The sequence below is a fragment of the Actinoplanes sp. HUAS TT8 genome, assembly GCF_051380535.1.
Taxonomy (GTDB): domain Bacteria; phylum Actinomycetota; class Actinomycetes; order Mycobacteriales; family Micromonosporaceae; genus Actinoplanes.
In genome coordinates this window covers 2,026,251-2,050,146 of the sequence record NZ_CP195646.1, presented here as the reverse complement: position 1 = coordinate 2,050,146, position 23,896 = coordinate 2,026,251, and the positions used below count along the sequence as shown (strand labels likewise).

Sequence of the window (23,896 nt, the reverse complement as noted above, 5' to 3'; positions counted from 1 at the left end):
CTAGTCCTGCGCCTTTCCCGAGGTCAGCCGGGCCAGGATCAGCGCGACCAGGATGATCCCACCGTAGATGGCCTGGATCCACTGGGCCGACACCCCGCCCAGCGTGAGGATGTTGTTGATCAGTCCGAGCACGATGACGCCGCACAGCGCGCCGAACAGCGTACCCTTGCCGCCGTCCAGGCTCACCCCGCCGATCACCGCCGCCGCGAACACGGTGAAGATCATGCCCTGGCCCTGCGCGGCCGCCACCGAGCCGAGCCGTCCGGTCATCAGCAGGCCGGCCAGCGCGGCCAGGACACCGCCGACGATCAACACCGACCAGACGATTCTTTCCGTACGGATCCCGGCCGCGCGGGCCGCGTCGACGTTGCCGCCGATCGCGTAGACGGCCCGGCCGTGCCGCACGAACCCGAGCGCGACGATGCCGACCGCGAACAGTGCCGCGCAGATCCAGATCGAGGCCGGAACGCCCAGCCACACCGCGTTGCCCAGGTAGAGCACGGACTGCGGGATGTCGAAGAGGTTCTGCCCGCCGGTCAGCCCGATCTGCAGGCCGCGCAGCACGATGAGCATGCCGAGCGTGACGATGAACGCCGACAGTTTGAACCGCAGGATCAGCAACCCGTTGAACGCCCCGATCAGCGCGCCGGTGAGCAGGCACAACGGGATCGCCAGAGCGGTCGGCCAGTCGGTGCCGAGGCCATGGCTGGCGGCCGGGACGACCAGGCCGAGCGCGAGCGCCGGGGCCAGGCCGATGGTCGACTCCAGGGACAGGTCGAACTTGCCGGCGATCAGGATCACCGCCTCGGCCAGCACCAGCAGCGACAGTTCGGTCTGCTGCTGCAGGACGTTGAGGATGTTGGCCCGGCTCAGGAAGACCGGGTCGATCAGGGCGCCGACCAGCACCAGCAGGACGATCGCGGGGACCAGGGCCAGGTCACGGAAACGGGTCAGGCGCAGCCGGGGCCGCTGGGCGGGCGGCGCGGTGAGGGTCTGTGTCACGGTGTCCTCTCCTCGGTTCTCGCCGGGCCGGACGGCAGGCCCTCGACAGCGGCGACCAGGTCGGCGTCGGTCCAGCCGCGGGGCTTCTCGGCGACGATCCGGCCGTGGAACATGACCAGGACCCGGTCGCAGGCGCGCAGGTCGTCCAGTTCGTCGGAGACGATCAGGACGCCGGTGCCCTTCGCGGCGGCGGCGACGACCGCGCCGAGCAGGGACTCCTTGGACCGGACGTCCACGCCCGCGGTCGGGCTGACCAGCACCAGGGCCTTCGGGTCGCGGGCCAGGGCCCGGGCCAGCACCACCTTCTGGGCGTTGCCGCCGGACAGGCCGTCGACCCGCTGGTCCGGGCCCTCGGTGCGGATGTCGTACTCGGCGATCATGCGGTTCGCGGCGGCGCGCTGCCGGGCCGGCAGGACCAGGGCGGCCGGGCCGAGACGGTCGGTGACGGTCATCGTGGCGTTCTCGGCGACCGACAGCAGCGGCACGAGACCCTCACGATGCCGGTCCTGCGGGAGGTAGCCGAGGCCGGCCGCGACAGCCGCCCGTACGTCGGCGGATCTTATGGTGGTGGCATTGACCGCGACCGAACCGCCCTGCGCGCGCCGCAGCCCGGCGATCGTCTCGGCCAGGGCCACCTTGCCGCTGCTGCCCGAACCGGTCAGACCGACCAGCTCACCGGCCCGGATCCGCAGGTCGACGTGGTCGAAGTGGCCGGGCAGGCGCAGGTCGTCGACCGTCAGCACCACCTCGTCGCCCGGCTTCGCGGCCGGCGACGCGTCGGCCGCCGACCGGGAGTCGTGGCCGGTCATGGCCCGCACCAGCGCCTCGTGGGGCAGGTCGGCGACCGGCTCGGTGAGCACGTGCCGGGCGTCGCGGAAGACCGTGACCGTCTGGCAGATCTCGTAGACCTCCTGCAGGTGGTGCGAGATGAACAGGAACGTCACCCCGTCGGCCCGCAGGTCACGCATCCGCTCGAACAGGCGGCCGATCGCGGCGCCGTCGAGCCGGGCCGTCGGCTCGTCCAGAATGATGAGCCGGGCCCCGAACGACAGCGCCCGGGCGATCTCGACGAGCTGGCTCTGCTCGACCGTCAGATCCCGGGCGAGCACGGCCGGATCGATGCCCACGCCGTAACGTTCCAGCAGCTCGGCGGCTTGCCGGCGCAGGCCGCGCCAGTCGATCAGGCCGCGCCGGGTGCGCTGCCGGTTGAGGAACAGGTTCTCGGCCACGGTCAGCGTCGGGATGACCGTCGACTGCTGGTAGACGCAGGCGACCCGCTGCCGCCAGGCACCACGATCGACCGGCGGCGGCGCCGGGCGGCCGTCGAAGGTGACCTCCCCGGCGTCGGCCCGCTGCAACCCGGTCAGGATCGACACCAGGGTCGACTTCCCGGCGCCGTTCCGGCCGACCAGGGCGTGGATCTCACCGCTCCGGACCGCGAGATCGACGCCGTCCAGAGCGGTGGTGGCACCGTACCGTCGGGTGATCCCCGTGGCCGCGACCTCGGTCACTTGCCGACCTGGTTTCCCCACAGGGCCGTGTCGTCCACGTTGTCCTTGGTGACCAGCGGCGCGGCCAACTGGTCCTCCAGGTTGCCGTTGCCGACGTCGACGATCGTGCTGTCATGATCGGTCGGGCCGGCGCTGAACGTCTTCCCGTCGATCGCCGCCTTCGCGTAGAACAGCGCGTACTTCGCGTACAGGTCGGCCGGCTGCGACACGGTCGCGTCGATCTCGCCCTTGCGGATCGCCTCGAACTCCTGCGGAATACCGTCGTTGGAGACCGCGAAGATGTGCTTCGGATCGGTCGGCGGCACCAGCAGACCCTTCGACTTCAACACCTGCAGCGTCGGGGCCAGGAACACGCCGCCCGCCTGCATGTAGATACCCTTGATGTCCGGGTGCTGGGCCAGCCGGGTCTGCAACGCGGCCGCCGCCTTAGCACCCTCCCAGTCGGTCGGCTCGGCGAACACCGTGATCCCCGGGAACTTCGACTTCATGCAGTCGGCGAACGCCTCCGACCGGTCCCGGCCGTTGATCGACGACAGCGAACCCTGGAACTCGATCACCTTGCCCTGGCCGTTCAGCTTCCCGCCGAGGAACTCGCAGGCCTTCTGCCCGTACGCCCGGTTGTCGGCCCGCACCACCATGAAGACCTTGCCCTTGTCCGGGCGGGTGTCCACGGTGACCACCGGGATCTTCCTGCTCTCCAGCGTGGTCAGCGTCGACGCGATCGCGCCGGTGTCCTGCGGCGCCATCACGATCGCCTTCGCACCCTGGCTGACCAGGGCCTGCGTGTTGGCGACCAGCTTGGACACGTCGTTCTGCGAATTCGTCGGGGTCATCAGGTTGATGCCGAGCTCGGACGCGGTCGTCGGCACATACTTGGCGTAGGAATTCCAGAAATCCGAATCGGCCCGCGGCAGGTCCACGCCGACCGGCGCGCCCTTCCCGTCGGTGGTGGTCCCGCCGCCGTCACCACAGGCGGCGGCCGACGCGGAGGCCAGGAGAATGATGGCGAGCAGGGTTCCGGTGTGCCTCATCGTGGTCCTCGATTCACGTACGAGGGGGAGCTGCTGAGGTTTGCTGTTCGGGAGACGCGGCGCCTCGACCGTTCTCAGCGGGCGCCCGCCGGAAACACACACGTAATAGATCGGATGTCTATCAAAGAAAAAGCCCCAAAGCAAGCCTCATCGATGGGCTGCGGCGCTATAGGTCCGATGTTCTGACCTCCGCCCGCCCGTCGAGCTGCTCGTCCTCGACGAGCGCGCAGTCGTGAGCGGCCGGACAGTCCGCAACCCCTTCGGCGGCGACGTCGCCCGCCCGCGAGGCCCGGATCCACAACTCGATGTCGTGACTCAGCCACACCCGGCCCATGAACAGTGTCTGGAACGGCGCGGGAAAGTCGTCCCGGTCGGCCAGCTGCTGAACCCGCTGCCGGGACAGCCCGAGACGATTCGCGATCTCCCGGGCCCCCATCAGCATCACCGTGGTTCCCACCCGGATCGCCTACTCGTCGTCGTGCAGCAGCTCGAAATGCCCGCGAGCGTCACGGCGCACCGCGTGCTCCTGACGGCCGTCGTCCCGCGCGGTGACCACAGCCGCGACAAAACGACGAAGCGCGTCCGGCACCTTCTCCGGATGCGGCCGCAGGAAGATCACTCCACGCCGCTCGTCCAGACTCAGCCCGGCGATGCCCAACGGGATGCCGTCGAGACCCACCTGAACCTCGGCGTCGATGCCGAGCGCGGTCAACGCCGCGATCAACTCACTTTGCGTGATCAATATCCGCCACCTTCAGACTCGATCGCATGGAGATCAGAACTGCTCCGAGGCGGGCGGCGATGACAGCGGCACCCGCCCCCGAGCCACTTGGAAACAGGGTTCAGGGTCGGACACCGATCGCGATGTCGGAAAGTGCTGAGCGCTGACGGCAACAAATTGCCGACATTCACGTCGGCCCGACATTGTCGGAGAATTGTCGGAGATGACGGCTGCTCGCCGACGGCGACACTCGATTCGGCTACAGTCGCGCCACACCCTGCGGCCACCGCACGGCCGCGGCAGTCGAGACGACCGGGGGCCGCCGATGACATCAGCCTCGCAATCCGATGCCGACGGCGCATGGTGGGCACTGGGCCGACAGCTGGCGGCGTATCGCAAGGCCGCGGGATTCACCCAGGATTCGCTGGCAGACGACAGCCGCATCCATTACGGCCGCAGCACGATCGCCAACGTGGAATGCGGGCGGCAAATCATCGGACGAACGTTCTGGGAAAGCTGCGACGTAGTTCTCAGGACCGAGCGTTCCCTCGTGGAGGCGTACGACCAGATCATCGCCGACGTCAACCGGCAGCGGATTTCCGTCGTCCGGATCAGCGGTACAGCACTTCAGCGGCCGGCCCTCACGCCCGAGCCGATCGATGCCCGGCCGGGCGGCGATTGGAACAGTTTCTCGCGGGTCACCCGAATGCTGGCCGGACAGAGGCAGGCCGTGGCCCCGGCCGCTCTGCTGAGTCTGGTCGAAGCACACCGGGAATGCCTGTCGACGCTGTTTCGCAGTGCCGGCTCGGACCCGTTGCGCGAAAAGATCGGCGTGATGCTCGGTGAGGCCTCCATCGTGGCAAGCCGGCTGTGGAGCGCACAGGGAAACCGCGCCAACGCGCTGGCCCACTGCGCCTACGCCCGCACCCTCGCGGACGATCTGAAGAATCCCGGTCTCGGCGCGACCGCCAGGATCTTCGAGAGCAATCTCCACTCGGAAGCCTCAGCGCTGATCGGCGCCGGCGGGGACATGATCGTCGGACTGCGACTCCTGGACGAAGCGGCCCAGGCGTCGGAGCACCTGAGCCCGGCCGCTCGCGCGCGAATTGCGGCGGAACAGGCGCAGACATACGCGGCGCTGAGCCTCCGCGGAGAGACCGAGGACGCGCTCGGCCGCGCCCGGAAGGCCGCAGCGGAGATCGACCCCGGCGATCGGATCGGGCTCTACAGCGACTGGAATCCCAATCGGGTCCTGGTCTACGAGGGAACATGTCATCTGCTCCTCGGCCGGCCCAGCCGGGCCGTCGTAGCTCTGGAGAGAGCCATCCGCGAACTGGCGAGCGACGGAAAGAACGCCAATGTCGCCCTCGCCGCCCGGGTCGACCTCGCCGGCGCTTACGTCCGGGCCGGCAGTCTCGATGCGGGTTGCCAGCTTTTGGGCAGCACCTATGAGCAACTGAAATCGGCGGGAAATATCCGGGGTATCAAGCGAGCCCGGTTGGCCAGGCTGCGGCTGGCCCGTTCCGATTCCGAGCCGGCCGTCCGTCAGCTGGACGAACGGATGCGCGCGGCCTAGCTCGTGGGCGGCATGTGATCGCCGTTCACGAAGGAGTCGATCAGCGACGCGATCGTTTCCGGGGCGAGCCGGTCGACGAGGGCATCGGGATCGTAGGGTTCCAATTCGTCGCGGGTGGCTCGGTGGGTCACCACGATGGCCCAGAAACCCGCGTGCCGGGCGCAGGCGATGTCGTTCGGGGCGTCGCCGATGACGACCGTACGCCTCGGTTCCAGCGGGACCCCGTATTTCTCGGTGAATCGCCGCCCGATGACGGCCGGGAGGCGGAATCGATCGCGGTCATCGGAGCCGTAGCCACCGACATCGAGATCCAGGTGCTCGCTCAGGCCGGCCGTGTCGAGCTTGACCTCGGCCGCGGAACGGAGATTGCCGGTCAGAACCGTCTGGACGAATCCTCGCCGGTGGAGTTCCTCGATGGTGGCGAGCGCGCCCGGGAACGGCGGTTGATCCTGCCGCAGCTCGTCCCGCCCGGATTCCATCACGGCGGCCAGGATCGCCGGGAACTCGGCAATGCCGTTCTCGGCGTCGGCCGGGGAAACGCCCGACGCCAGTGCCGTGTCCACGACGATCGACTCGTCGGTGTAGCCGTGCACCTTCTGCCCGGGGAAGACGACGGCCGCCTCGTCCAGCCTGTACGTCCTGGAGATGGCCCGGCGCAGCCACCGCAGATCCGCCGGGATTAGTGTGCCGTCCACATCCCAGACGACCAGGCCACCGGCTTGTAACTCCACGCGCGACATCGTCCCATACGACGTGGCGGCTGGTCCGTGTCGAGCGCCGGCCCAACGGCGAACCGTTAGGCTGACCGATATTGGTCACCGTCGGTGAGGGAGGCCGGGTTTTGGCTGCAGAGCCGGGCGGGTCGCGGGTTCTCGTGGTCGGGCTGGGTGGCACGATCGCGATGACGTCGAGCGGGGACGGCGGTGTCGCGCCGACCCTGTCGGCCCGGCAGCTCCTCGACGCGGTTCCCGGGTTGGACCGGGCCGGGGTCGAGGTCGAGGCGCTGACGTTTCGGACGCGGCCGGGTGGTTCACTGACCATCGACGATCTTGTCGAGCTGGTCGGCGTGATCGGGGAGCGTCTCGCCACGGGCGTCGCCGGGGTGGTGGTCACGCAGGGCACGGACACGATCGAGGAGACCGCGTACGTTCTCGATCTGCTGCACGCCCGGCCGGAACCGGTGGTCATCACCGGGGCGATGCGGAACCCGATGATGGCCGGGGCCGACGGGCCGGCGAATCTGCTGGCCGCGATCCTCGTCGCCGCCGACCCGGCCGCTCGTGGCCACGGCTGTCTCGTCGTGCTGGCCGACGAGATCCACGCGGCCCGCCGGGTGCGGAAACTGCACTCGACGAGTGTGGCGGCGTTCGGGTCGCCGGACGGCGGGGCCGTCGGCTACGTGATCGAGGGACGGCCGCACCTGATCAACCGGCCGGCCGGGCGCCACGTCCTGCCGGTGATGGCAGCCGCCACGCCGGTGGTGGCGCTGTACACCGCCACGCTCGGCGACGACGACCGGGTGCTCCGGGCCGTCGCGACCGGTGTGGACGGCCTGGTCGTCGCCGGGTTCGGGGTCGGGCACGTATCGGAGCGCTGGGTGCCCGCGCTGGCCGAGGCCGCGGCCCGGATCCCGGTCGTGCTCGCCTCCCGGACCGGCGCCGGTGCGGTCCTCAGCGACACCTACGGCTTTTCCGGGTCGGAGCGGGACCTGCTCGATCGCGGGCTGGTCGGGGCCGGGCTGCTGCATCCGTACAAGGCCCGGATCCTGCTGCATCTGGCCATGGCCACCGGCGCCGACCGTCGGCAGATCAGGGATGCGTTCGCCGCCGCGGGCGGGATGGCTGCCGCCGATTCGTGGCCGTGGCCCGGCCACCGGGCCGGGTGACGGACCGGCGGGACAAACGCGTCAGGCCGAGGTCTGCCAGGCCGCGACCAGGGTGGCGTAGGGGCCCGGCGTCTCGCGCAGGGCGGCGGGCGGCCCGGATTGGAGCAGCCGCCCGTCGGCGAAGAGCAGGACGCGGTCGGCCGCCTCGGCCAGGGACATCCGGTGCGCGATGGAGATCGTCGTGCGGCCCCGGGTCAGCGACGTCAGGGCCTGCTGGACGACGGCGTCGGTGGCCGGGTCGATGCCGGAGGTGGCTTCGTCGAAGATGACCAGGTCGGGGTCGGCCAGGGCGGTGCGGGCCAGGGCGACCAGTTGGCGTTCGCCGATGGAGAGGCGTTCGCCGCGTACGCCGACCCGGGTGTCCAGGCCGTCCGGGAGGGTGGCCAGCCAGTCGCGCAGGCCGAGGCGTTCCAGGATCTGGTGGGCGTCGGCCGAGGGTGACGCGCCGAGGCGGATGTTGTGGCCGATCGTGCCGTCGAACAGGAACGGGTCCTGGGGGACGATGGCGACGCGCCCGGCCAGGTCGGCCAGGTCGGCCAGGGGCACGCCGGAGAGGTGGATGTCGCCGGCGGCCGGGTCCAGGCGCCGGGTGAGGAGTTTGGCGAAGGTGGATTTGCCGGAGCCGGTGCGGCCGACCACGGCGACGTGCTCGCCCGGCCGGATGGTGACGGTGACGTCGTGCAGGACGAGCGGGCCGGTCCCGTAGCGGGCCGAGACGCCGTCCAGGCGTACGCCGACCGGGCCCGGGGGCAGCGGGATGCCGTCGCCGTGCAGCGCGGCCGGGGTGGTGACCAGTTCGAGGGCGCGGCGCCAGCCGGTCAGCGCGTTCTGGGCCTCGCCGAGGCTCTGGACGACGAACTGCAGCGGGCGGACGAAGAACGTCACCAGGAACACCATGGCGACGACCTGCCCGGACGTGAGCCGGCCCCACCACACGCCGCCGAGCAGCACGGTCACGGTCATCGCGGAGATGGCCAGTTCGCCCAGGGACGCGTTGGCGTGCAGCGGGATCTGGGTGCCGATCAGGCTGTCCCGGGAGCGGTCGACGGCCTGGTCGAGGCGGGCGCGGGTGCGGGCCTGGGTGCCGGTGGACCGGATCAGCGGGCCGCCGGTGACCGCTTCGGCGACCGCGCTCTGCAGGGCCGACAGGTCGCGGCGGGCGCGGTCGTAACGGCGGGCGATCAGGCGCTGGGTCCGGGTCATCACGGCCAGCAGTACGGCGGTGATCAGCAGGACCGGCACGGCCAGCTGCCAGCTGTAGACGAGCAGGATGCCGGTGGCGATGAGCAACTGGGCGGCGTTGGTCAGGAACTGGATGCCGCCGCCCTGCAGGAACGTCGTCACCTGGTCGAGGTCGCTGGTCAGGCGGGTGACCAGGTCGGCGCTGGGCGCCCGGTCGGCGGTGGACGCGGCCATGTCGTGGACCCGGCGCAGGCCGTCGCGGCGCAGACCGGCCAGCGCCGCCTCGACCTTGGTCTGCAGGCGGCGGTTGAGCAGCAGCGACGAGACTCCGGCGAGGACGACCGCGGCGGCGCCGACCGCGACGGCCGGGCCGACGGTGTCCGGGTCGACGCCGGAGTCGATCACGTGCTGGACGGTGAGCGGCGCGATGATCCGGCCGGCGCCGGCCAGCAGGGCCAGCAGCGCGGTCACCCACAGTCCCTGGCGCAGCTGCGGGGAGACCCGGACGGCGGTGGCGATCAGGCGGCGCGGGCCGACCCGGGACAGGTCGGTGAGCAGCTCAGTGGACACTTGTCGACTCCTGGGGGACTTCGAGCCGGCCGGCCCGCAGGGTGACGACCTGGTCGGCGATCGTCAGCGGGGCCGGGCGGTTGGTGCTGAGCAGGACGGTCGGGCCACCGGCGGCGACCAGGGCGGCGAGGGCGGTCAGGACCTGCCGTTCGACCCGGGCGTCGAGCGCCGACGTCGCATCGTCGAGGATCAGCAGACGCGGCTTGCGCAGCAGGGCCCGGGCCAGGCAGATCCGCTGCCGCTGCCCACCCGACAGCGTCGCGCCGCGCTCCCCCACCACGGTGTCCAGGCCGTCCGGCAGCCCGCGCACGATCTCGTCGGCCGCGGCCTGCCGCAGCGCCTCCCACACCTCCGGCTCGGTGAAACCACCACCGAGCGTCAGATTGTCGCGGATCGATTCGGCGAACAGGAACGGACTCTGCGACAGCACCGAGACGTGGGCCGGGACCGCGTCGCGGGTCAGGTCGCGCACGTCGAGGCCGTCCAGCAGCACCGCGCCGGTGTCCGCGTGGGTCTGCCCGCCGGCCAGGTCGAGCAGCGTCGTCTTGCCCGAGCCGACCGGCCCGACGACCACCGTGATCGTGCCCGGTTCCAGCACCAGGTCCAGGTCGGAGACGATGCGGCGACCCTGCCGGCTGACCCCGGCGCCACGCAGCTCCACCCGCATCGGCCGCGACGACCCCAGATCAAGATCACCATTGGGTACGACGTGAGCACTCCCCAGCACACCCTGGACGCGCTCGCGGCCCGCGGCCGACATCGGCAGCATGGACAGGAATCGACTGATCACATTCAGCGGGATCGCGATGGTGATCAGCAGATAGACCACGCCCACCAGGTCACCCACGGTGAGGCTCCCGCGTTGCACGAGCGGCGCCCCGACGGCGAGCACGACCAGCACGGCCGCGGTCGGCAGCAGTTCGAGCAGCGGGTCGAAGACCGAGCTGACCGAGGCCATCCGCAGGTCGGCGGTGCGCAGCCGCTCGACTCCGGAGGCCAGCCGGGCGTCCTCGATCTCGATCAACCCCAGCGCGCGTACGACCGGACCGCCCTCGATCGACTCGTGCGCGACGCCGCTGACCACCCCGCGGGCCTCTTGCGCGTCGCGGGCGCGCGGTGCGAGCAGCCGCTGATAGGTCACGTTCAGCCCGAGCACCAGCACGACCAGCGCGAGCCCGATCAGCCCGAGCGGCAGCGCCCGCCGGAACAGCTCGGACAGGGCCAGGAACAGCATGAACACCATGCCGACGGCGAAGTACGCGAACTGCATGGGCGACCAGAGCGCGTCCACGTCCCCGCCCGCGTGCGCGAGGAGCTTGCCCGGTGGTCGTTCGCGGTGCCAGTCCGGGTGCAGGTCGAGGTAGCGGCGCACGACCGCGCGCCGGGTCTCGGCCTGGGCCCGGAACTGGACGCGGCCGGTGCTGACGCCGCGGATCAGGATGGTGGCCCACCGGGTGGCCGAGACCCCGAGGATGAACAGGGCGCTCAGCCACCACGCGCGGGCCGGGACGGGCCGGCCGGAGAGCGCCGGGACGACCAGGTGATCGGTGGCCCAGGCGATCGCCGACGCACCGGCCACCATGGTCGATCCGTTGATCAGGCCGGCGACGGTGGCGACGACGGCCGTTCCCGGGTTGACGCGGGCCCCGGCCAGCTGGGCGGCGAGGGCGGACCTCCGGCGCAGGTCAGGCGTCGACACGGCGGCCCGGGATGGCGTCGATCAGCTCGCGGGTGTACTCGCTCCGCGGGTCGCCGAAGACCTGCGCGACCGGACCCTCCTCGACGACCCGGCCCTGACTCATCACCGAGACGGTGTGCGAGATCTGCGCGACCACGGCCAGGTCGTGCGAGACGAACAGGTACGAGAGTCCGAGCCGCTCCTGCAGGTCGGCCAGGAGGCGCAGGATCTGCTCCTGGACCAGCACGTCGAGCGCGGAGACCGGCTCGTCGAGCATCAGCAGCCGAGGTTCCAGGGCGAGGGCGCGGGCGATGGCGACGCGCTGGCGCTGGCCGCCGGAGAGTTCGGCCGGCAGCCGGTCCAGGTACGCGGCGGGCAGCGCGACCTGGTCGAGCAGTTCCCGGGCGCGGGCCTCGCGGCTGCGCCGGTCGCCGATCCGGAACGACACCAGGGGCTCGGTCACCGACTGGCGGACGGTGAACTTCGGGTCGAGTGTGGCGAACGGGTCCTGGTGCACGAGCTGCGCGGTCCGCCGCAACGGCCGCATCCGGCTCCACGACAGTCCGCGGATCTCGGTGCCGTCCAGGACGATCGAACCGGTGGTGGCCGACTCCAGGCCGAGTGCGATCCGCAGGGTGGTCGTCTTGCCGCAGCCGGACTCGCCGACCAGGGCGTGGGTGCGGCCGCGGGGCACCGACACGCTCACGTCCTCCAGGGCGTTGAAGCCCCGCCGGCCGCGGCGCGGATCGGTGACCGCGAACGTCTTGCCGACCCCGGTGAGCGTCAGGATCGGGTCGGGCGTGGGCTCACCCCGTACGTCGAAATGGGCTTTTAATTGCCCTCCATGGGCCAGCCGGGGCGCGGCGGCGATCAACTGGCGGGTGTAGCCCTCCCGCGGAGTGTTGAGAATGGTCGCCGGGTCGCCCTCGTCGACCTTGCGACCGTGCCGCATGACGACGACCCGGTCGGCGCGGTCGGCCGCGACGGCCAGGTCGTGCGTGATGATCAGCAGGGAGATGCCCTGCTCGCGGACCAGGCCGCCGAGGTGGTCGAGGATGCGCTTCTGGACGGTGACGTCGAGGGCGCTGGTCGGCTCGTCGGCAATGATCATTTTCGGGCGGCCGGCCAGGGCGATGGCGATCAGGACGCGCTGCCGGAGGCCACCCGAGAGCTCGTGCGGGTACTGCCGGGCGCGCAGCTCCGGCTCGGGCACGCCGGCCTGGGTCAGGTGCTCGATCACCTCGGCGTGCGCGGCCGGGCCGGCGATGCCGCGCAGCTTGACGGCCTCGGCGACCTGGGCCCCGATGCGCTTGGTCGGGTTCAGGCCGACCATCGGGTCCTGCGGGATCAGGCCGACCGTGGAGCCGCGCAGCCGGCGCAGGGTGCGCTCGCCGGCGTGGGCGGTCTGGACACCGTCGACCACGATCGAACCGGCCGTGATCCGGCCGTTGGACGGCAGCAGGCCGATCAGCGCGTTGCCGGTGGTGGTCTTGCCGGAGCCGGACTCGCCGACGATGGCCACCACCTCGGCCTCGCCGACGGTCAGATCAAGACCGGTCACGGCCGGCTGCAGGTGACGGTGCCGGACATAGCCGACGTCGAGTCCGCTGATCTCCACGAGGCTCATCGGTTCAGCTCCTGGAACGTCTTGGCGATGTGATTGAGGCTCAGGACGAGCAGGGCGACGAACAGGCCCGGGAGCAGGCTCAGCCACCAGGCGGTGACCAGGTAGTTGCGGCCGTCGGCGATCAGCGTGCCCCACTCGGCGGCCGGCGGCGCGGCCCCGAAACCGAGGAAGCTGAGCGACGCGATCGCGATGATGGCCACACCGGCGTCCAGGACGGCCAGCACGGCCACCGGGCCCCACGAGTTGGGCAGGATGTGCCGCAGCAGGACCCGACCCCAGCTCGCACCGCCGGCCCGGGCCGCTTCGACGTACGGCAACGTCTTGACCCGGAGCACCTCGGCTCGTGTCGTCCGGGCGAAGCCGGGGACGATGCCGACACCGACCGCCACCGCGACCGGGATGGTGCCGTAGCCGAGCGCGGTGACGATCGAGAGCGCGAGCAGCAGGCCGGGGATGGCCAGCAGCACGTCGATGATCCGCATCAGGAACGAGTCGGTCAGGCCGCCGAAGAAGCCGGCCAGGATGCCCAGGCCGAGACCGGCGATCAAGGCGATGACCAGGGCGATCAGGGTCGCCTTGATGGTCAGCGGGGAGCCGTGCAGGACGCGGCTCCACAGGTCGCGCCCGTAGACGTCGGTGCCGAACAGGTGACTTCCGCTGGGCGCCTGCATGGCGGTCGCCGGATCGGTCGCGTAGGGATCCTGCCCGGTGAACAGGCCCGGCCGGAAGGCGACTGCGACGACAAAAGCCACGTAAATGGACGCCAGCAGAAAGCCGGGCTTGCGGATCAATGTCCAGATTTTTCCGACACGCCGGACAGTGTGCTCGTCGGTGGCGGTGACAACCGCCTCGGTGACCACGGCGGTCATACCGGCACCACCTCCGGGGTGTGCGAGATCCGCGGGTCGAGCAGCGGATACAGCAGGTCGACGATCAGGTTGACGGTGACGAAGATCGTGGCCGCGAGCGTCACGACGGCCAGGACGACCGGGACGTCCTGGGCCAGCACGGCCTCCTGGGCCAGCTTGCCGACGCCCTCCCGGGTGAAGACCGTCTCGACCACGATCGAACTGGTCACCGTGAGGCCGACGATCACGCCGAGAATGGTCATGGCCGGCAGGGCGGCGTTGCGGAACGCGTGGCGCAGGTGCACCGCCGTACGGGAAAGGCCTTTTGCTCTTGCTGTTGTCACGTAGGCCTGGGCGAGGGTCTCGTCGAAGCTCTTGATCAGGACCTGGGCCAGGACCGAGGACGTCACCACCGAGATGGTCAGGACCGGCATGATCAGCGACGGGACACCCTCGATGCCGGTGGCCGGGAGCCAGCCGAGCTGGAACGACAGGAACTGGATCAGGAACAGCGCGATGAAGAACTGCGGGAACGACGCGCCGAGCGCGGGCAGGCGGGTCAGCACGATCCGCAGCGGGTTCCAGCGGACGAACGTGGCGAGGTAGGCGAGGGCCGACCCGGCGATCAGCGACACCACCGCGGCGGTGACGCTGAGCAGCAGGGTCGGCCCGATCCGCTGTCCGATCAGGTCGGTGACCGGTACCTGCTGGGTCAGCGAGTCACCGAAGTCGCCGTGCAGGACACCCGTGAGGTGGTGCCAGTACTGGGCCGCGATGGACTCGTCGAGGCCGAACTTGTGCCTCATGGCGGCGTACTGGTCCGGGGTGAGGCTGTCCTCCTGGATGCCGGCCGCGGCCAGCTGCAACTGCATCGGGTTGCTGGGCAGCAGGTACAGGATCGCGAAGGTCAGGGTGAACGCCGCCCAGAGGACGGCGATCGCCTGAACGACGCGACCCACGACATAGCGGATCATGGGTCGCGTCCTCTCAGTCCTTCGTGACGTCGTTGAGCTTGAGGAAGCTCTCCGAGGTGAACGCGAACCCGTGCACCTTGCTGCTCACGCCGGCCTTCTGCAGCCGCTCGAACAGCGGGATGGTGACGCCCTGGTCGACCAGGTAGTCCTGCAGCTCGGCGTAGGCCGCCTCGGTCTGCGCGGTGTCGGTGGTCTGCAGCGCCTTGGCGAACAGGTCCTGGATCTTCTTGGTGACGTCCGGGGTGGTGGCGTTCGTGGCCAGGGCCTTGGAGTTGGCCACCTCCGGGTTCAGGATGAACTGCAGGGCGCCCGGGTCGGCCCGGGTGAAGTAGGTGCTCGTCAGGTCGTACGAGCCCTCCTTCAGGTAGGTGGCCTGCTGCGCGGTGGTCAGTGTGCGCAGCGCCAGGTCGATACCGACCTGCTTGAGCTCGGCCTGCAGCAGCTCCGGCCCGGCGAAACCGGCGGTGATCGGGAAGTCGATCGTGAGCTTCTTGCCGTCCTTGACCCGGATGCCGTCCGCGCCCGGGGCCCAGCCGGCCCCGTCGAGCAGCTTCTTCGCACCCTCGGGGTCGTAGCCCAGCTTGCCCGCCAGGGACTTGAAGTACGGCGTGGTGGTCTCGAACGGCCCCTCGACGGTCGGGTAGTCGGCGCCGTAGATCGTCGTCGCGTACGTCTTGCGGTCGATCGCCTTGCTCAGTGCCTGCCGCAGCGCCGGGTCGACCAGCGGGTGACCGGCCGCCGTGTTCGCGTACAGGTTGTAGGCGACGCCCGGCAGCGACCGGCTCTCCACCGTGTCGCCCGACTTCTTGATCAGCTGCTCGTCCTGCGGCGAGAACGGGTTACGCGGCCAGGCGATGTCGGTGGCCCCGCTGACCAGGTTGCCGGTGCGGACGCTGTCCTCGGCGACGTAGTTGAAGACGACCTTGTCGAGCTTGGCCTCGCCCCGGTTGGTCGACGTCTCCGAACCCCAGGTGTAGCCGGCCCGCTTGGTCAGGACGGTCTCCACCTTGGCCGTGTAGTGGTCCAGCGCGAACAGGCCGGAGCCGACGACCCCCTTGCCGGTGCAGCGGTCGGCCGGGGTGAGCTGGAACTCGGCCGGGTCGGTGATGGCCAGGTTGGTGGTCGAGGTGGCCTGCAGGAACGACGAGTTCGGGGCGCTCAGGTCGAACTCGACGGTCAGCGGGTCGATCACCTTGGCGCCGGTCAGGCCCTGGATGTACGACGCGCCGTAGGCCGCGCCGTTGGTGGCCTTGACCGTGTCGATCCAGCCGGTGGCGTTGTCGGCGACGGCCTGCGCGTCGAGCTTCTTGCCGTTGGCGAACGTGACGCCGTCGCGCAGGTGGAACGTGTAGGTCTTGCCGTCCGGGCCGATCTCCCACTTCTCGGCCAGCCAGGGGACGATCTTCCCGGTCTTCGGGTCCTGGTCGGTCAGCGAGTCGGCGAAGTTGCGGATGATCGTGCGGCTCTCGATCCAGTAGACCTGGAACGGGTCGATGCAGGAGAAGGTGGGGTTGTCCGGCCAGAAGGAGACCTTGAGGGTCTTCTGGGCGGCGTCGGCCGATCCGGCGCCGTCGCCGCAACCGGCGAGGGCGAGCAGGCCGGCGAGGGCCACGGCGGTATATCTACTTTTCATGAATTATCCTTTTTGAGTACGCGGCGTCCACTCGCCAGCAGCACGGCGTCCTCCTGGGGAGGGTGGACCCGGATGCAGAGGGCGTCGCGCAGGTGGCGTTCCAGGGGGTGATGGCGGGAGAGACCGGGATTGCCGAGCGCGGCGACCGCGGTCTGGGTCGCGGCGATCACCGACCGGGCGATCGCGACTTTGATCGCCGACAGGTCCGGCTGGTCACCGGCGGCCAGGCGCAGCAGCGCGCCGTGCAGCAGGGTCTCGGCCTGGGTGATCTGCAGTTCGATCTCGCCGGCGACCGACTGGATCCGTTCGGTCTCGGCGATCGGACGGCCCAGGGCGGTGGGGACCCGGGAGCGGGCGTAGTCGGCGAAAGCGGAGCGGGCGGCCCGGGCCACGCCGATGTAGAGGGCCGGGTGACCGAAACTGCCGGGTCCGGTGGCGGCGGCCGGGTCGCGGTAGACGCCGTCGGCGCCGCGGGGGATCTCGACGAACGCGTCCAGCGGCAACCGGACGTTCTCGTAGACGACGTCGTGGGTGTTGGAGGCGCGCAGGCCGATGTGGTCCCACGTGTCGATCCAGGTGATGCCGTCGCTGTCCCCGGGCACGATCACGTGCCCCACTCGCGGTGCCCGGCTGGTGCTCACGGCTGTCCCGGAGCCCGGAACCGAGCCGTCAGCGCCAGCCGGCTCCTCGGCCACCGCCCACACGATGTGGTAGGCCAGGGCCGAGCCGCCGGTGGCGTACGCCTTGTGGCCGTTGAGCAGCCAGCCATCGCCGTCCCGGGTGATCGTGGTCTTGGGGAGACCGCCGCGGGCCGGGGCGCCCAGCTCGGGTTCGGCGCGGATCGCGTTGGCCAGCGCCGGGCCCTCCTCCGACCGGCGCAGCAGGTCGTCGTAGTACGCGGCCGGCCAGGTCGGATGGGCAGCCTGAGCGGCGTGCGTGTTGAGCAGGTTGGCGGCGAGCAGACCCACGGAGGCGTCGCCCTCGCCGATCGCGGTGAGAATGCGGGCCGTGTCGCGCGGCCCGACGCCGGGGCCGCCGAAACGCGGGCCGACCGTGGCCGTGAGCAGGCCCGCGCGGTGCGCCGCCTCCAAACCGGGCCACGGGATGTCGCCGGTGCGGTCGAACTCGGCGGCGTGGGCGGCGATCTCCGCGGTGACCTTCGCCAGGGCCGCGTCCGACAGATCGGGCGCCACGAAGGTCCGGCTGGATATTCCGGCGCTGGTCACGGCTGGCCGGCCGTGGCGAACTCGCGGTATTCCGTGCCGTAGTTGCCCAGGTGCTCGGCCTGCAGCCGGCCGCGCTGACCGGTCGCCTTGCGGTGCGCCAGTTCCTGCCGGACCAGCGGCAGCACGTGCTTGCCGTAGTCGGCCGCGTCGGCCAGGGTGTCGTAGCCGCGGATCGACACCAGGGACGCGCCCCGGTCGATGTAGTCCAGGATCGCCGCGGCCACCGTCTCGGGCGAGCCGACCAGCGCGGTCGAGGCGCCGGCGGCGTTGGTGACCGCGGCCGTGCGGGTCCAGAGCGCGCGGTCGTAGAGCTCGGAACGGTCGGCGAACGCGAGGGCGCGCTGGGATCCGACGTTCTGCGGATTCGTCCCGGCCAGCAACGGCCGTACCCTCGCGAAGTTCTCGGCGATCTTGGAGACGTAGTCGTGGGCCTTGGCCCAGGCGAGTTCGTCGGTCTTCGCGATGATCGGGCGGAACGTGACCCAGATCCGGGGCAGGGTGGTCCGGCCGGCGTCGCGGGCGATGCCGTGCACCCGGTCGATCTCGCTGCGCAGGTCGTCCAGGGGTTCGCCCCAGAAGCTGAAGATGTCGGCCTTGGCGCCGCCGACCGCGAACGCCTCGTCGGACTGACCGCCGATGCTGATCGGAATCGGACCCGCGTAGGGCGCGAAGCCGGGCCCGAACTCGTCGAACTTGTAGAACTCGCCCTCGTGGCTGAACGCGGCCGGCTCGGTCCACGAGCGGCGCAGCACGTCGACGTATTCGGAGGTGCGGGCGTACCGCTTGGACTTGGGCAGGTAGTCGCCCTGCCGCGCCTGCTCGGCGTCGCTGCCCCCGGAGATCAGGTGGACGACCGCGCGGCCCTGGGTGAGCTGGTCGAGCGTGGCCAGCTTCTGCGCGCCGACGGTCGGCGGGGTGGTGTTCGGGCGCAGCGCCACGATCGGCTTGATCCGCTCGGTGAGCTGGCCGACCGCGGCGGCGGTGACGAACGAGTCGGCGCTGTTCGAACCGTAGGGCAGCAGCGTGTAGTCATAGCCGGACTCTTCGAGCGTCGCCACGTACTTCTTGAAGAAGTCGAAGTCGATGCCCCGGCTCGGGATCGGGTTCAGTTCGGTCGACGGGTTCAGGTGGGTCAGGCTGATGAACTCGGCCTCGGGCGACGCGGTCGCGGGCAGGGTCTCACCGAAATCGGGGATGCTCATGAGTAGGTCCTCTCGGTGCGGGCGAGCGGCGCGCCGTTGCGCAGGCGTTCCAGGAACAGGACGACGGTCGCGGCGGCCGTGCGGTGGGTCTGGTCGTTGAGCACGTCGTGCGGGGCGCCGGCGATGCTGACCAGGTCGGCGCGGGGCACGGCGGCGTACCAGCCGCGGATGCCGTCGAGAGGGCTGATCGGGTCGTTCGCGCCGTGCAGGCCCAGGACCGGGACGGTGATCTCGCCGGGCACGTCCGGGTCGAACCAGTCGGCCGGCAGGTCGGTGAAGAGTTCGCCGCGGCGGACGCCGGCCTCGCTGATCCGGCCGCGGTGGGTCGGGCAGGAGCTGCGGGCGTCCAGTTCGGCGTCCCAGTCGCGGTTGGCGGCGGCGGTCGGACCGGCCGGGAGACCGGCCAGGATCAGGGCCGAGGCGCGCGGCAGCCGGCGGTTGGCGGCCAGGTGGGCGGCGAACGCGGCGCCGGCGTCCGAGCCGACGACGATCCGTGGCTTCTCCGGGTCGGCGCCCTCCAGGAGGTCGGTGAGCCGGTCGGCGACGCGCGCCGGGTCGTCCGACGGGGCCGAGATCGCGTGCACCCGGTAGGCGTCGGCGGCCAGGCGCCGGCCGAAACGCTCGTAGACCTGGGCGGACTCGCCGCGTCCGGGGAGCAGGACCAGCGTCCCGCGCAGCGGGATCGGGTCGGGTTCGGTCCAGGTGAGGACGGTGTCCTCGGAGGCGAGAGTCATGGGTTGGGGACCTTCCGTAGGCAAACCCTAGAACGCCCACCAAACTAGTAGAGATTTGTTTCCGCTGTCCAACACGATTCCGCGATCGCTGCGATCGCGTGCGCTTATCGGTCCGCCGGTGGCTCCGATCAAGATCAACTTCAAATTCTTCATTGCCCCGGTCCGCCGGGGTACAGACCGTCGCTCCCGCGGGGACCCTTGCGACCCTCGCAGGCCGCTGGCGCGGCCAGAACGCGAGGCCCGCAAGGGCGACGTGGTCGGGTGGTTGCGGTCAGAGCAACAGACCTCAGGCGGGCGCCAGCACAGCCTGCAGGCCCTCGCGGACCAGCTCGGCCAGGTGCGGGTCGGCGCCCGCACGGATGCGCAGGCTGACCGGGGCCGGCGTGACCGGCGGCAGATCGGCGCGCTCGGTCAGGCCCTCGGGAGTGGACGCCGCGGTCGCCATCAACGCCACGCCCAGACCGGCGCGGACCGCGTCGAAGACGCCCGCGACGTACCCGCTGTCGCACACCACATAGGGGTCACGACCGTTGGCCGAGAGCGCGGCCACCGCCCGGCGGCGCAGCACGCACGGCTCCTCGATCGCCACCAGGGGGACCGCCGGGCCGGACGGCGGCTGCCAGGAAGAAGCCGCGTACCAGCTCAGGGGCAGGGCGCCGATCGGGACGCCGTCGACCGAGGACGCCTCGGCCAGATGGACGGCCAGGTCCAGGACCCCCCGGTCCACCGCGGCGTCGAGACGGCGGGTCCGGTCGATGCGGAAGCGGACCTGGTGCCCGGGCAGGGCCGCCGTGACCGCCGGGAGGATCAGGTCGGCGGCGTGCTCGGTGGCGCCGACGGTGATCGTCGGGCGGCCGGGGCCGATCAGCCGCCGCAGCGCCTCGTCGTGCGCGGTCAGGATGCGCCGGGCCTCCCCCAGCAGCGCCTGCCCCTCGGGCGTGAACACGGCGGCCCGCCCCTGGCGTTCGACCGCGGGCCGGCCGAGCACCTTCTCCAGGCGGCGCACGTGCTGACTCACCGCCGACTGGCTGATCCGCAACGTGGCCGCGGCCCGGTGGAAACCGCCGCAGTCGGCGACCGCGACCAGGCTGCGCAGCGCGACGATGTCCAGGATCTGTCCCATGCCGCGGACGCTAGCAGCGCATCGATAAGCAAACGCATTCGATTCCGATCGGATTTCAGTGTTGGACAGACCCGCCGCGCGACGACCATGCTGACCTGCATGACTTCGGCCCCAATTCCTATTGAAACCATCGGTGATGTCGGCCACTCCTCTCGGTATGTGGTCATCGGCGCGGGCGCGGTCGGCGCGTCGATCGCCGCCGAACTGCACCGGGCCGGAGTCGACACGCTCCTGGTCGCCCGCGGCGCCCAACTGGCCGCGCTGCGCGAGCACGGGCTGCGCTACGTGCGCCCGGACGGCGTACACGACCTGCGGATCCCGGTCGCGGCCGGACCGGACGAGGTCGAGCTGACCGAGAACGACATCCTGCTCCTGGTGACCAAGAGCCAGGACACCGCCGTCGCGGCCCGCGAGTGGGCCTGGCGCCCGGTCAAGCGCGCCGACGGCCGGGCCGGGGTCGCGGCCACCGACCTGCCCATCGTCACCCTGCAGAACGGCCTGGCCAGCGAGCGGATCGCGCTGCGCTCGTTCGCCCGCGTGGTCGGCGCGGTGGTCTGGATCCCGGCGACCTACGTGGTGCCCGGCGAGGTCGTCAACCACGCCGACCCGGTCCCGGCCGTCCTGTTCCTGGGCAGCTACCCCGCGACCGTTCCCGATCAGACGGCCGAACGCGTCGCCACCGGGCTGCGCCAGGGCGGGATCACCGTCCACGTGGTCGCCGACGTCACCGCCCACAAGGCCGCCAAACTGCTCGGCAACCTGGTCAACTCGCTCGACGCGCTGTACCCGCCGAGCCCGCTGCGGGACACCGCCGTCGAGAAGCTGCGCGCCGAGGCCCGCGCCGTCTACGCCGCCGCCGGGATCGTGCCGGCCACCCCGGACCAGCGCGGCTTCGGACTCGCCGAGATCCCCGGCCACCCCCGCGCCGGCAACTCGACCCGGCAGAGCCTGGCCCGCGCGGCGGTGCCCGAGACCGACTACCTGGACGGCGAGATCGTGCTGCTCGGGCGCCTGCACGGAGTACCGACGCCGGCCGCCACGGCGGTCCAGGCCCGCGTGCACCGGGCGATCGCCGAGGGCACCGCGGCCGGTTCGCTCGGCGACGACGACCTCGCCGCGACCCTCGCCCTCCCGGACGAGCGCCGGCCGGTCCTGATCGACGCCGACGAGGTCTACCGCCGGGCCGCCGAACCGAACCCGCCCGTGCTGCTCGACGTGCGCTGGGCGCTCGGCGACCCGGACGGCGAGAAGCACTACCGGGACGGCCACCTGCCCGGGGCGGTCTACGTGGACCTGGACACCGAACTGGCCGGACCGCACGAACCCCTGGCCGGACGGCACCCGCTGCCCTCGCCGCGGCAGCTGCAGGCGGCGGCCCGGCGCTGGGGCATCAACGCCGGGACCACCGTCGTCGTCTACGACAACAGCGGCGGACTCGCCGCGGCCCGGGCCTGGTGGCTGCTGCGGTGGGGTGGGCTCGACGACGTACGCCTGCTTGATGGTGGTCTTGCCTCTTGGCGGGCGGCCGGTTTCGCGGAGGCGTCCGGATCGGCGCGGCCCCGCGCGGCCGGGGACGTGGTGCTGGACGGCGGGCATCTGCCGGTGCTGACCGCGGACGAGGCGGCGGCGCTGCCGCGGACCGGGACGCTGCTGGACGCGCGGGCCGGGGAGCGCTACCGCGGCGAGGTCGAGCCGGTGGATCCGCGGGCCGGGCACATCCCCGGGGCGATCAGCAAGCCGACCGGGGAGAACCTGCAGGGCGGGATCCCGTACTTCAAGAGCGCGGACGAGCTGCGGGAACGCTTCGCCGACGTGCGCGGGCCGGTCGGCGTCTACTGCGGATCCGGGGTGACCGCGGCGCACCAGATCGCCGCCCTGGCGGTCGCCGGGATCGACGCCGCCCTGTACCCGGGCTCGTGGTCGGCCTGGTCGTCGGACCCGTCGCGGCCCGCGGCGACCGGCCCGTCCCCGGCCGGCTCCGTCCCGGCCGGCGCTTCGCCCCGCGAAGAGCAGCCGTGACCCTGGAGTGGCTGGCGCGGACCGGTGTGCCGTGGAGCGCCGAGCCCGGCGTCCTCGCCTCCCGGCGGCTCGACCGGTCCGGATGGGAGCCCGCGGGCACGCCGGCGGCGGTCGCCTTCCCCCGCTCGGTCGCCGAGGTGCAGGCCGTGCTCAAGGGCGCGCAGGAGACCCGTACCCCGATAGTCCCGCGCGGAGCCGGAACCGCGCTGACCGGAGCGACCACCGCGGGCACCGGCGAGGTCGTGCTCGACCTGGCCGGGCTGAACCGCATCCTCGACCTGCGGCCGGCCGACGGCGTGGCCGTCGTCGAACCGGGCGTGATCACGGCCGACCTGGACCGGGCGGCGATCGCGCACGGCCTGCGCTACGCGCCCGACCCGGCCAGCCTGGAACTGTCCACGATCGGCGGCAACATCGCGACCAACGCGGGCGGCCTGCGGTGCGCGAAATACGGCGTGACGCGTGACGCCGTACTCGGGCTGGAAGTCGTTCTTCCCGGTGGTGAGCTTCTGAGGACGGGACGGTCGACGCTCAAGGGCGTCGCCGGTTACGACCTGACCGGGCTCTTCGTCGGATCCGAAGGCACGCTCGGGGTGATCGTCTCGGCCACGCTGCGGTTGCGTCCGCTGCCGGCCGCGGACACGACGATCGCCGCCTACTACCCGGACATCGAGTCGGCCGCCGCGGCGTCGGTCGCCCTGGCCGAGGCGCGGATCCAGCCGGTCCTGACGGAACTCCTCGACCAGGCCACCCTGGACGCGATCGACCCCGGCCTGCGGTCGTCGGGTTCGGCATTGCTGATCGTGCAGACCGACGACGGCTCGGCCGAGGCCGCTTCCGTACTGGCCGAAGGCGCGGTCTCGGTCCAGGTCTCCGACGATCCGGACCGGCTGCTGTACGCCCGCAGGCAGGCCCTGCCGTCGATCGAACGCCTGGGCCGCCCGCTGATCGAGGACATCGCCGTGCCCCGCTCCCGGCTCGCCGAGGCGGTCCGGTCCATCGGCGAGATCTCCGCCCGCCACGACGTGCCGATCTGCACGCTGGCCCACGCCGGCGACGGCAACCTGCACCCGATCATCGTGGCCGGCGCCTACGGAACCCCGATCCCGGCGGCGGCCTCCCGGGCGGCCGACGAGATCTTCGAACTGGCCCTGGCCCTGGGCGGCACGGTCACCGGCGAACACGGCATCGGCGTCCTCAAGCGGCAGTGGCTGGCCCGCGAGGTGGGCCCGTTCTCGCTCGACCTGCAGCACCGACTCAAAGCGGTCTTCGACCCGCAGGGCATCCTCAACCCGGGCAAAGCTCTGTAGGCGCCGACCCCGAGCCGGTGGGCCGGGCCCGATACGGATACTTG

At 71.4% G+C, this 23,896-nt stretch carries 20 protein-coding genes and 1 pseudogene; 5 read left to right on the top strand and 16 right to left on the bottom strand.

The features are described 5' to 3' along the window. The 5 genes from ACSHV8_RS08945 to ACSHV8_RS08925 all read right to left on the bottom strand — a co-directional run bounded on the left by ACSHV8_RS08945 (position 1) and on the right by ACSHV8_RS08925 (position 4,286). The gene (locus ACSHV8_RS08945; protein WP_436531245.1) at positions 1–1,002 is read right to left on the bottom strand and encodes an ABC transporter permease; all 1,002 of its coding nucleotides are present in this window, start codon (positions 1,000–1,002) and stop codon (positions 1–3) included. Next, entirely contained in the window at positions 999–2,513 is a 1,515-nt protein-coding gene (locus ACSHV8_RS08940) for a sugar ABC transporter ATP-binding protein (protein ID WP_436531243.1), read from the bottom strand. Before ACSHV8_RS08940 ends, ACSHV8_RS08945 begins: the two co-directional genes overlap by 4 nt. After that, positions 2,510–3,544 carry a sugar ABC transporter substrate-binding protein gene (locus tag ACSHV8_RS08935; RefSeq protein WP_436531241.1) on the bottom strand — a complete coding sequence of 345 codons (1,035 nt, stop codon included), beginning with the start codon at positions 3,542–3,544 and terminating at the stop codon, positions 2,510–2,512. Before ACSHV8_RS08935 ends, ACSHV8_RS08940 begins: the two co-directional genes overlap by 4 nt. A 166-nt stretch (positions 3,545–3,710) precedes the next feature. Further along, on the bottom strand, positions 3,711–4,001 hold the full coding sequence (locus tag ACSHV8_RS08930; RefSeq protein WP_436531239.1) for a helix-turn-helix transcriptional regulator: 291 nt from the start codon (positions 3,999–4,001) through the stop codon (positions 3,711–3,713). Positions 4,002–4,010: 9 nt separating this feature from the next. Then, a complete protein-coding gene (locus ACSHV8_RS08925) occupies positions 4,011–4,286 on the bottom strand; it encodes a hypothetical protein (protein WP_436531237.1) in 276 nt (91 codons plus the stop codon). A 304-nt stretch (positions 4,287–4,590) separates the two neighbouring features. Between ACSHV8_RS08925 and ACSHV8_RS08920 the strand changes: the two genes are divergently transcribed. Beyond that, entirely contained in the window at positions 4,591–5,841 is a 1,251-nt protein-coding gene (locus tag ACSHV8_RS08920) for a helix-turn-helix domain-containing protein (protein WP_436531235.1), read from the top strand. Here the strand turns inward: ACSHV8_RS08920 and ACSHV8_RS08915 are convergent. Beyond that, positions 5,838–6,572 carry an HAD family hydrolase gene (locus ACSHV8_RS08915; RefSeq protein WP_436531234.1) on the bottom strand — a complete coding sequence of 245 codons (735 nt, stop codon included), beginning with the start codon at positions 6,570–6,572 and terminating at the stop codon, positions 5,838–5,840. The genes ACSHV8_RS08920 and ACSHV8_RS08915 overlap by 4 nt on opposite strands. Positions 6,573–6,682: 110 nt before the next feature. On the opposite strand from ACSHV8_RS08915, the gene ACSHV8_RS08910 reads away from it, so the two are divergent. Next, on the top strand, positions 6,683–7,726 hold the full coding sequence (locus ACSHV8_RS08910; protein ID WP_436531232.1) for an asparaginase: 1,044 nt from the start codon (positions 6,683–6,685) through the stop codon (positions 7,724–7,726). 21 nt (positions 7,727–7,747) lie between these two features. Here the strand turns inward: ACSHV8_RS08910 and ACSHV8_RS08905 are convergent, their stop codons facing one another. The 10 genes from ACSHV8_RS08905 to ACSHV8_RS08860 all read right to left on the bottom strand — a co-directional run bounded on the left by ACSHV8_RS08905 (position 7,748) and on the right by ACSHV8_RS08860 (position 20,523). After that, entirely contained in the window at positions 7,748–9,478 is a 1,731-nt protein-coding gene (locus tag ACSHV8_RS08905; RefSeq protein ID WP_436531230.1) for an ABC transporter ATP-binding protein, read from the bottom strand. After that, positions 9,468–11,177, bottom strand: coding sequence for an ABC transporter ATP-binding protein (locus ACSHV8_RS08900; protein ID WP_436531228.1), 1,710 nt, complete (start codon positions 11,175–11,177; stop codon positions 9,468–9,470). The genes ACSHV8_RS08905 and ACSHV8_RS08900 overlap by 11 nt, the downstream gene beginning before the upstream one ends. Next, the gene (locus ACSHV8_RS08895) at positions 11,164–12,783 is read right to left on the bottom strand and encodes a dipeptide ABC transporter ATP-binding protein (protein WP_436531226.1); all 1,620 of its coding nucleotides are present in this window, start codon (positions 12,781–12,783) and stop codon (positions 11,164–11,166) included. The genes ACSHV8_RS08900 and ACSHV8_RS08895 overlap by 14 nt, the downstream gene beginning before the upstream one ends. Beyond that, positions 12,780–13,652 carry an ABC transporter permease gene (locus tag ACSHV8_RS08890; protein ID WP_436531224.1) on the bottom strand — a complete coding sequence of 291 codons (873 nt, stop codon included), beginning with the start codon at positions 13,650–13,652 and terminating at the stop codon, positions 12,780–12,782. The genes ACSHV8_RS08895 and ACSHV8_RS08890 overlap by 4 nt, the downstream gene beginning before the upstream one ends. Beyond that, positions 13,649–14,605, bottom strand: a complete 957-nt coding sequence (locus ACSHV8_RS08885; RefSeq protein WP_436531222.1) for an ABC transporter permease — start codon at positions 14,603–14,605, stop codon at positions 13,649–13,651. The genes ACSHV8_RS08890 and ACSHV8_RS08885 overlap by 4 nt, the downstream gene beginning before the upstream one ends. A gap of 13 nt (positions 14,606–14,618) precedes the next feature. Further along, positions 14,619–16,238, bottom strand: coding sequence for an ABC transporter substrate-binding protein (locus ACSHV8_RS08880; protein ID WP_436531220.1), 1,620 nt, complete (start codon positions 16,236–16,238; stop codon positions 14,619–14,621). Continuing rightward, complete coding sequence (locus tag ACSHV8_RS08875; protein ID WP_436531219.1) at positions 16,235–17,431, bottom strand: acyl-CoA dehydrogenase family protein; 1,197 nt, start codon at positions 17,429–17,431, stop codon at positions 16,235–16,237. Before ACSHV8_RS08875 ends, ACSHV8_RS08880 begins: the two co-directional genes overlap by 4 nt. A gap of 29 nt (positions 17,432–17,460) precedes the next feature. Next, complete coding sequence (locus tag ACSHV8_RS08870; RefSeq protein WP_436531217.1) at positions 17,461–18,666, bottom strand: LLM class flavin-dependent oxidoreductase; 1,206 nt, start codon at positions 18,664–18,666, stop codon at positions 17,461–17,463. After that, complete coding sequence (locus ACSHV8_RS08865; protein ID WP_436531215.1) at positions 18,663–19,400, bottom strand: alpha/beta hydrolase; 738 nt, start codon at positions 19,398–19,400, stop codon at positions 18,663–18,665. Before ACSHV8_RS08865 ends, ACSHV8_RS08870 begins: the two co-directional genes overlap by 4 nt. 286 nt (positions 19,401–19,686) lie before the next feature. Next, positions 19,687–20,523 (bottom strand): LysR family transcriptional regulator, encoded by an 837-nt coding sequence (locus tag ACSHV8_RS08860; protein WP_436531213.1) that lies wholly within the window; start codon positions 20,521–20,523, stop codon positions 19,687–19,689. 87 nt (positions 20,524–20,610) lie between these two features. On the opposite strand from ACSHV8_RS08860, the pseudogene ACSHV8_RS08855 reads away from it, so the two are divergent. From ACSHV8_RS08855 to ACSHV8_RS08845, 3 genes and pseudogenes are all read left to right on the top strand, one after another. Then, a pseudogene (locus ACSHV8_RS08855) lies at positions 20,611–21,573 on the top strand (ketopantoate reductase family protein); the annotation flags it as partial. Between the two features lie 102 nt (positions 21,574–21,675). Beyond that, complete coding sequence (locus ACSHV8_RS08850; RefSeq protein WP_436536729.1) at positions 21,676–22,542, top strand: sulfurtransferase; 867 nt, start codon at positions 21,676–21,678, stop codon at positions 22,540–22,542. Continuing rightward, positions 22,539–23,852 (top strand): FAD-binding oxidoreductase, encoded by a 1,314-nt coding sequence (locus tag ACSHV8_RS08845; protein ID WP_436531211.1) that lies wholly within the window; start codon positions 22,539–22,541, stop codon positions 23,850–23,852. The genes ACSHV8_RS08850 and ACSHV8_RS08845 overlap by 4 nt, the downstream gene beginning before the upstream one ends. The last annotated feature ends 44 nt before the right edge of the window (positions 23,853–23,896 follow it).

Bases quoted from the DNA above. Each gene is read 5' to 3' on its own strand.
- ACSHV8_RS08935 (WP_436531241.1), bottom strand. From the start codon at position 3,544: ATGAGGCACACCGGAACCCTGCTCGCCATCATTCTCCTGGCCTCCGCG.
- ACSHV8_RS08920 (WP_436531235.1), top strand. From the start codon at position 4,591: ATGACATCAGCCTCGCAATCCGATGCCGACGGCGCATGGTGGGCACTG.
- ACSHV8_RS08895 (WP_436531226.1), bottom strand. From the start codon at position 12,783: ATGAGCCTCGTGGAGATCAGCGGACTCGACGTCGGCTATGTCCGGCAC.
- ACSHV8_RS08890 (WP_436531224.1), bottom strand. From the start codon at position 13,652: ATGACCGCCGTGGTCACCGAGGCGGTTGTCACCGCCACCGACGAGCAC.
- ACSHV8_RS08885 (WP_436531222.1), bottom strand. From the start codon at position 14,605: ATGATCCGCTATGTCGTGGGTCGCGTCGTTCAGGCGATCGCCGTCCTC.
- ACSHV8_RS08880 (WP_436531220.1), bottom strand. From the start codon at position 16,238: ATGAAAAGTAGATATACCGCCGTGGCCCTCGCCGGCCTGCTCGCCCTC.
- ACSHV8_RS08870 (WP_436531217.1), bottom strand. From the start codon at position 18,666: ATGAGCATCCCCGATTTCGGTGAGACCCTGCCCGCGACCGCGTCGCCC.
- ACSHV8_RS08865 (WP_436531215.1), bottom strand. From the start codon at position 19,400: ATGACTCTCGCCTCCGAGGACACCGTCCTCACCTGGACCGAACCCGAC.
- ACSHV8_RS08860 (WP_436531213.1), bottom strand. From the start codon at position 20,523: ATGGGACAGATCCTGGACATCGTCGCGCTGCGCAGCCTGGTCGCGGTC.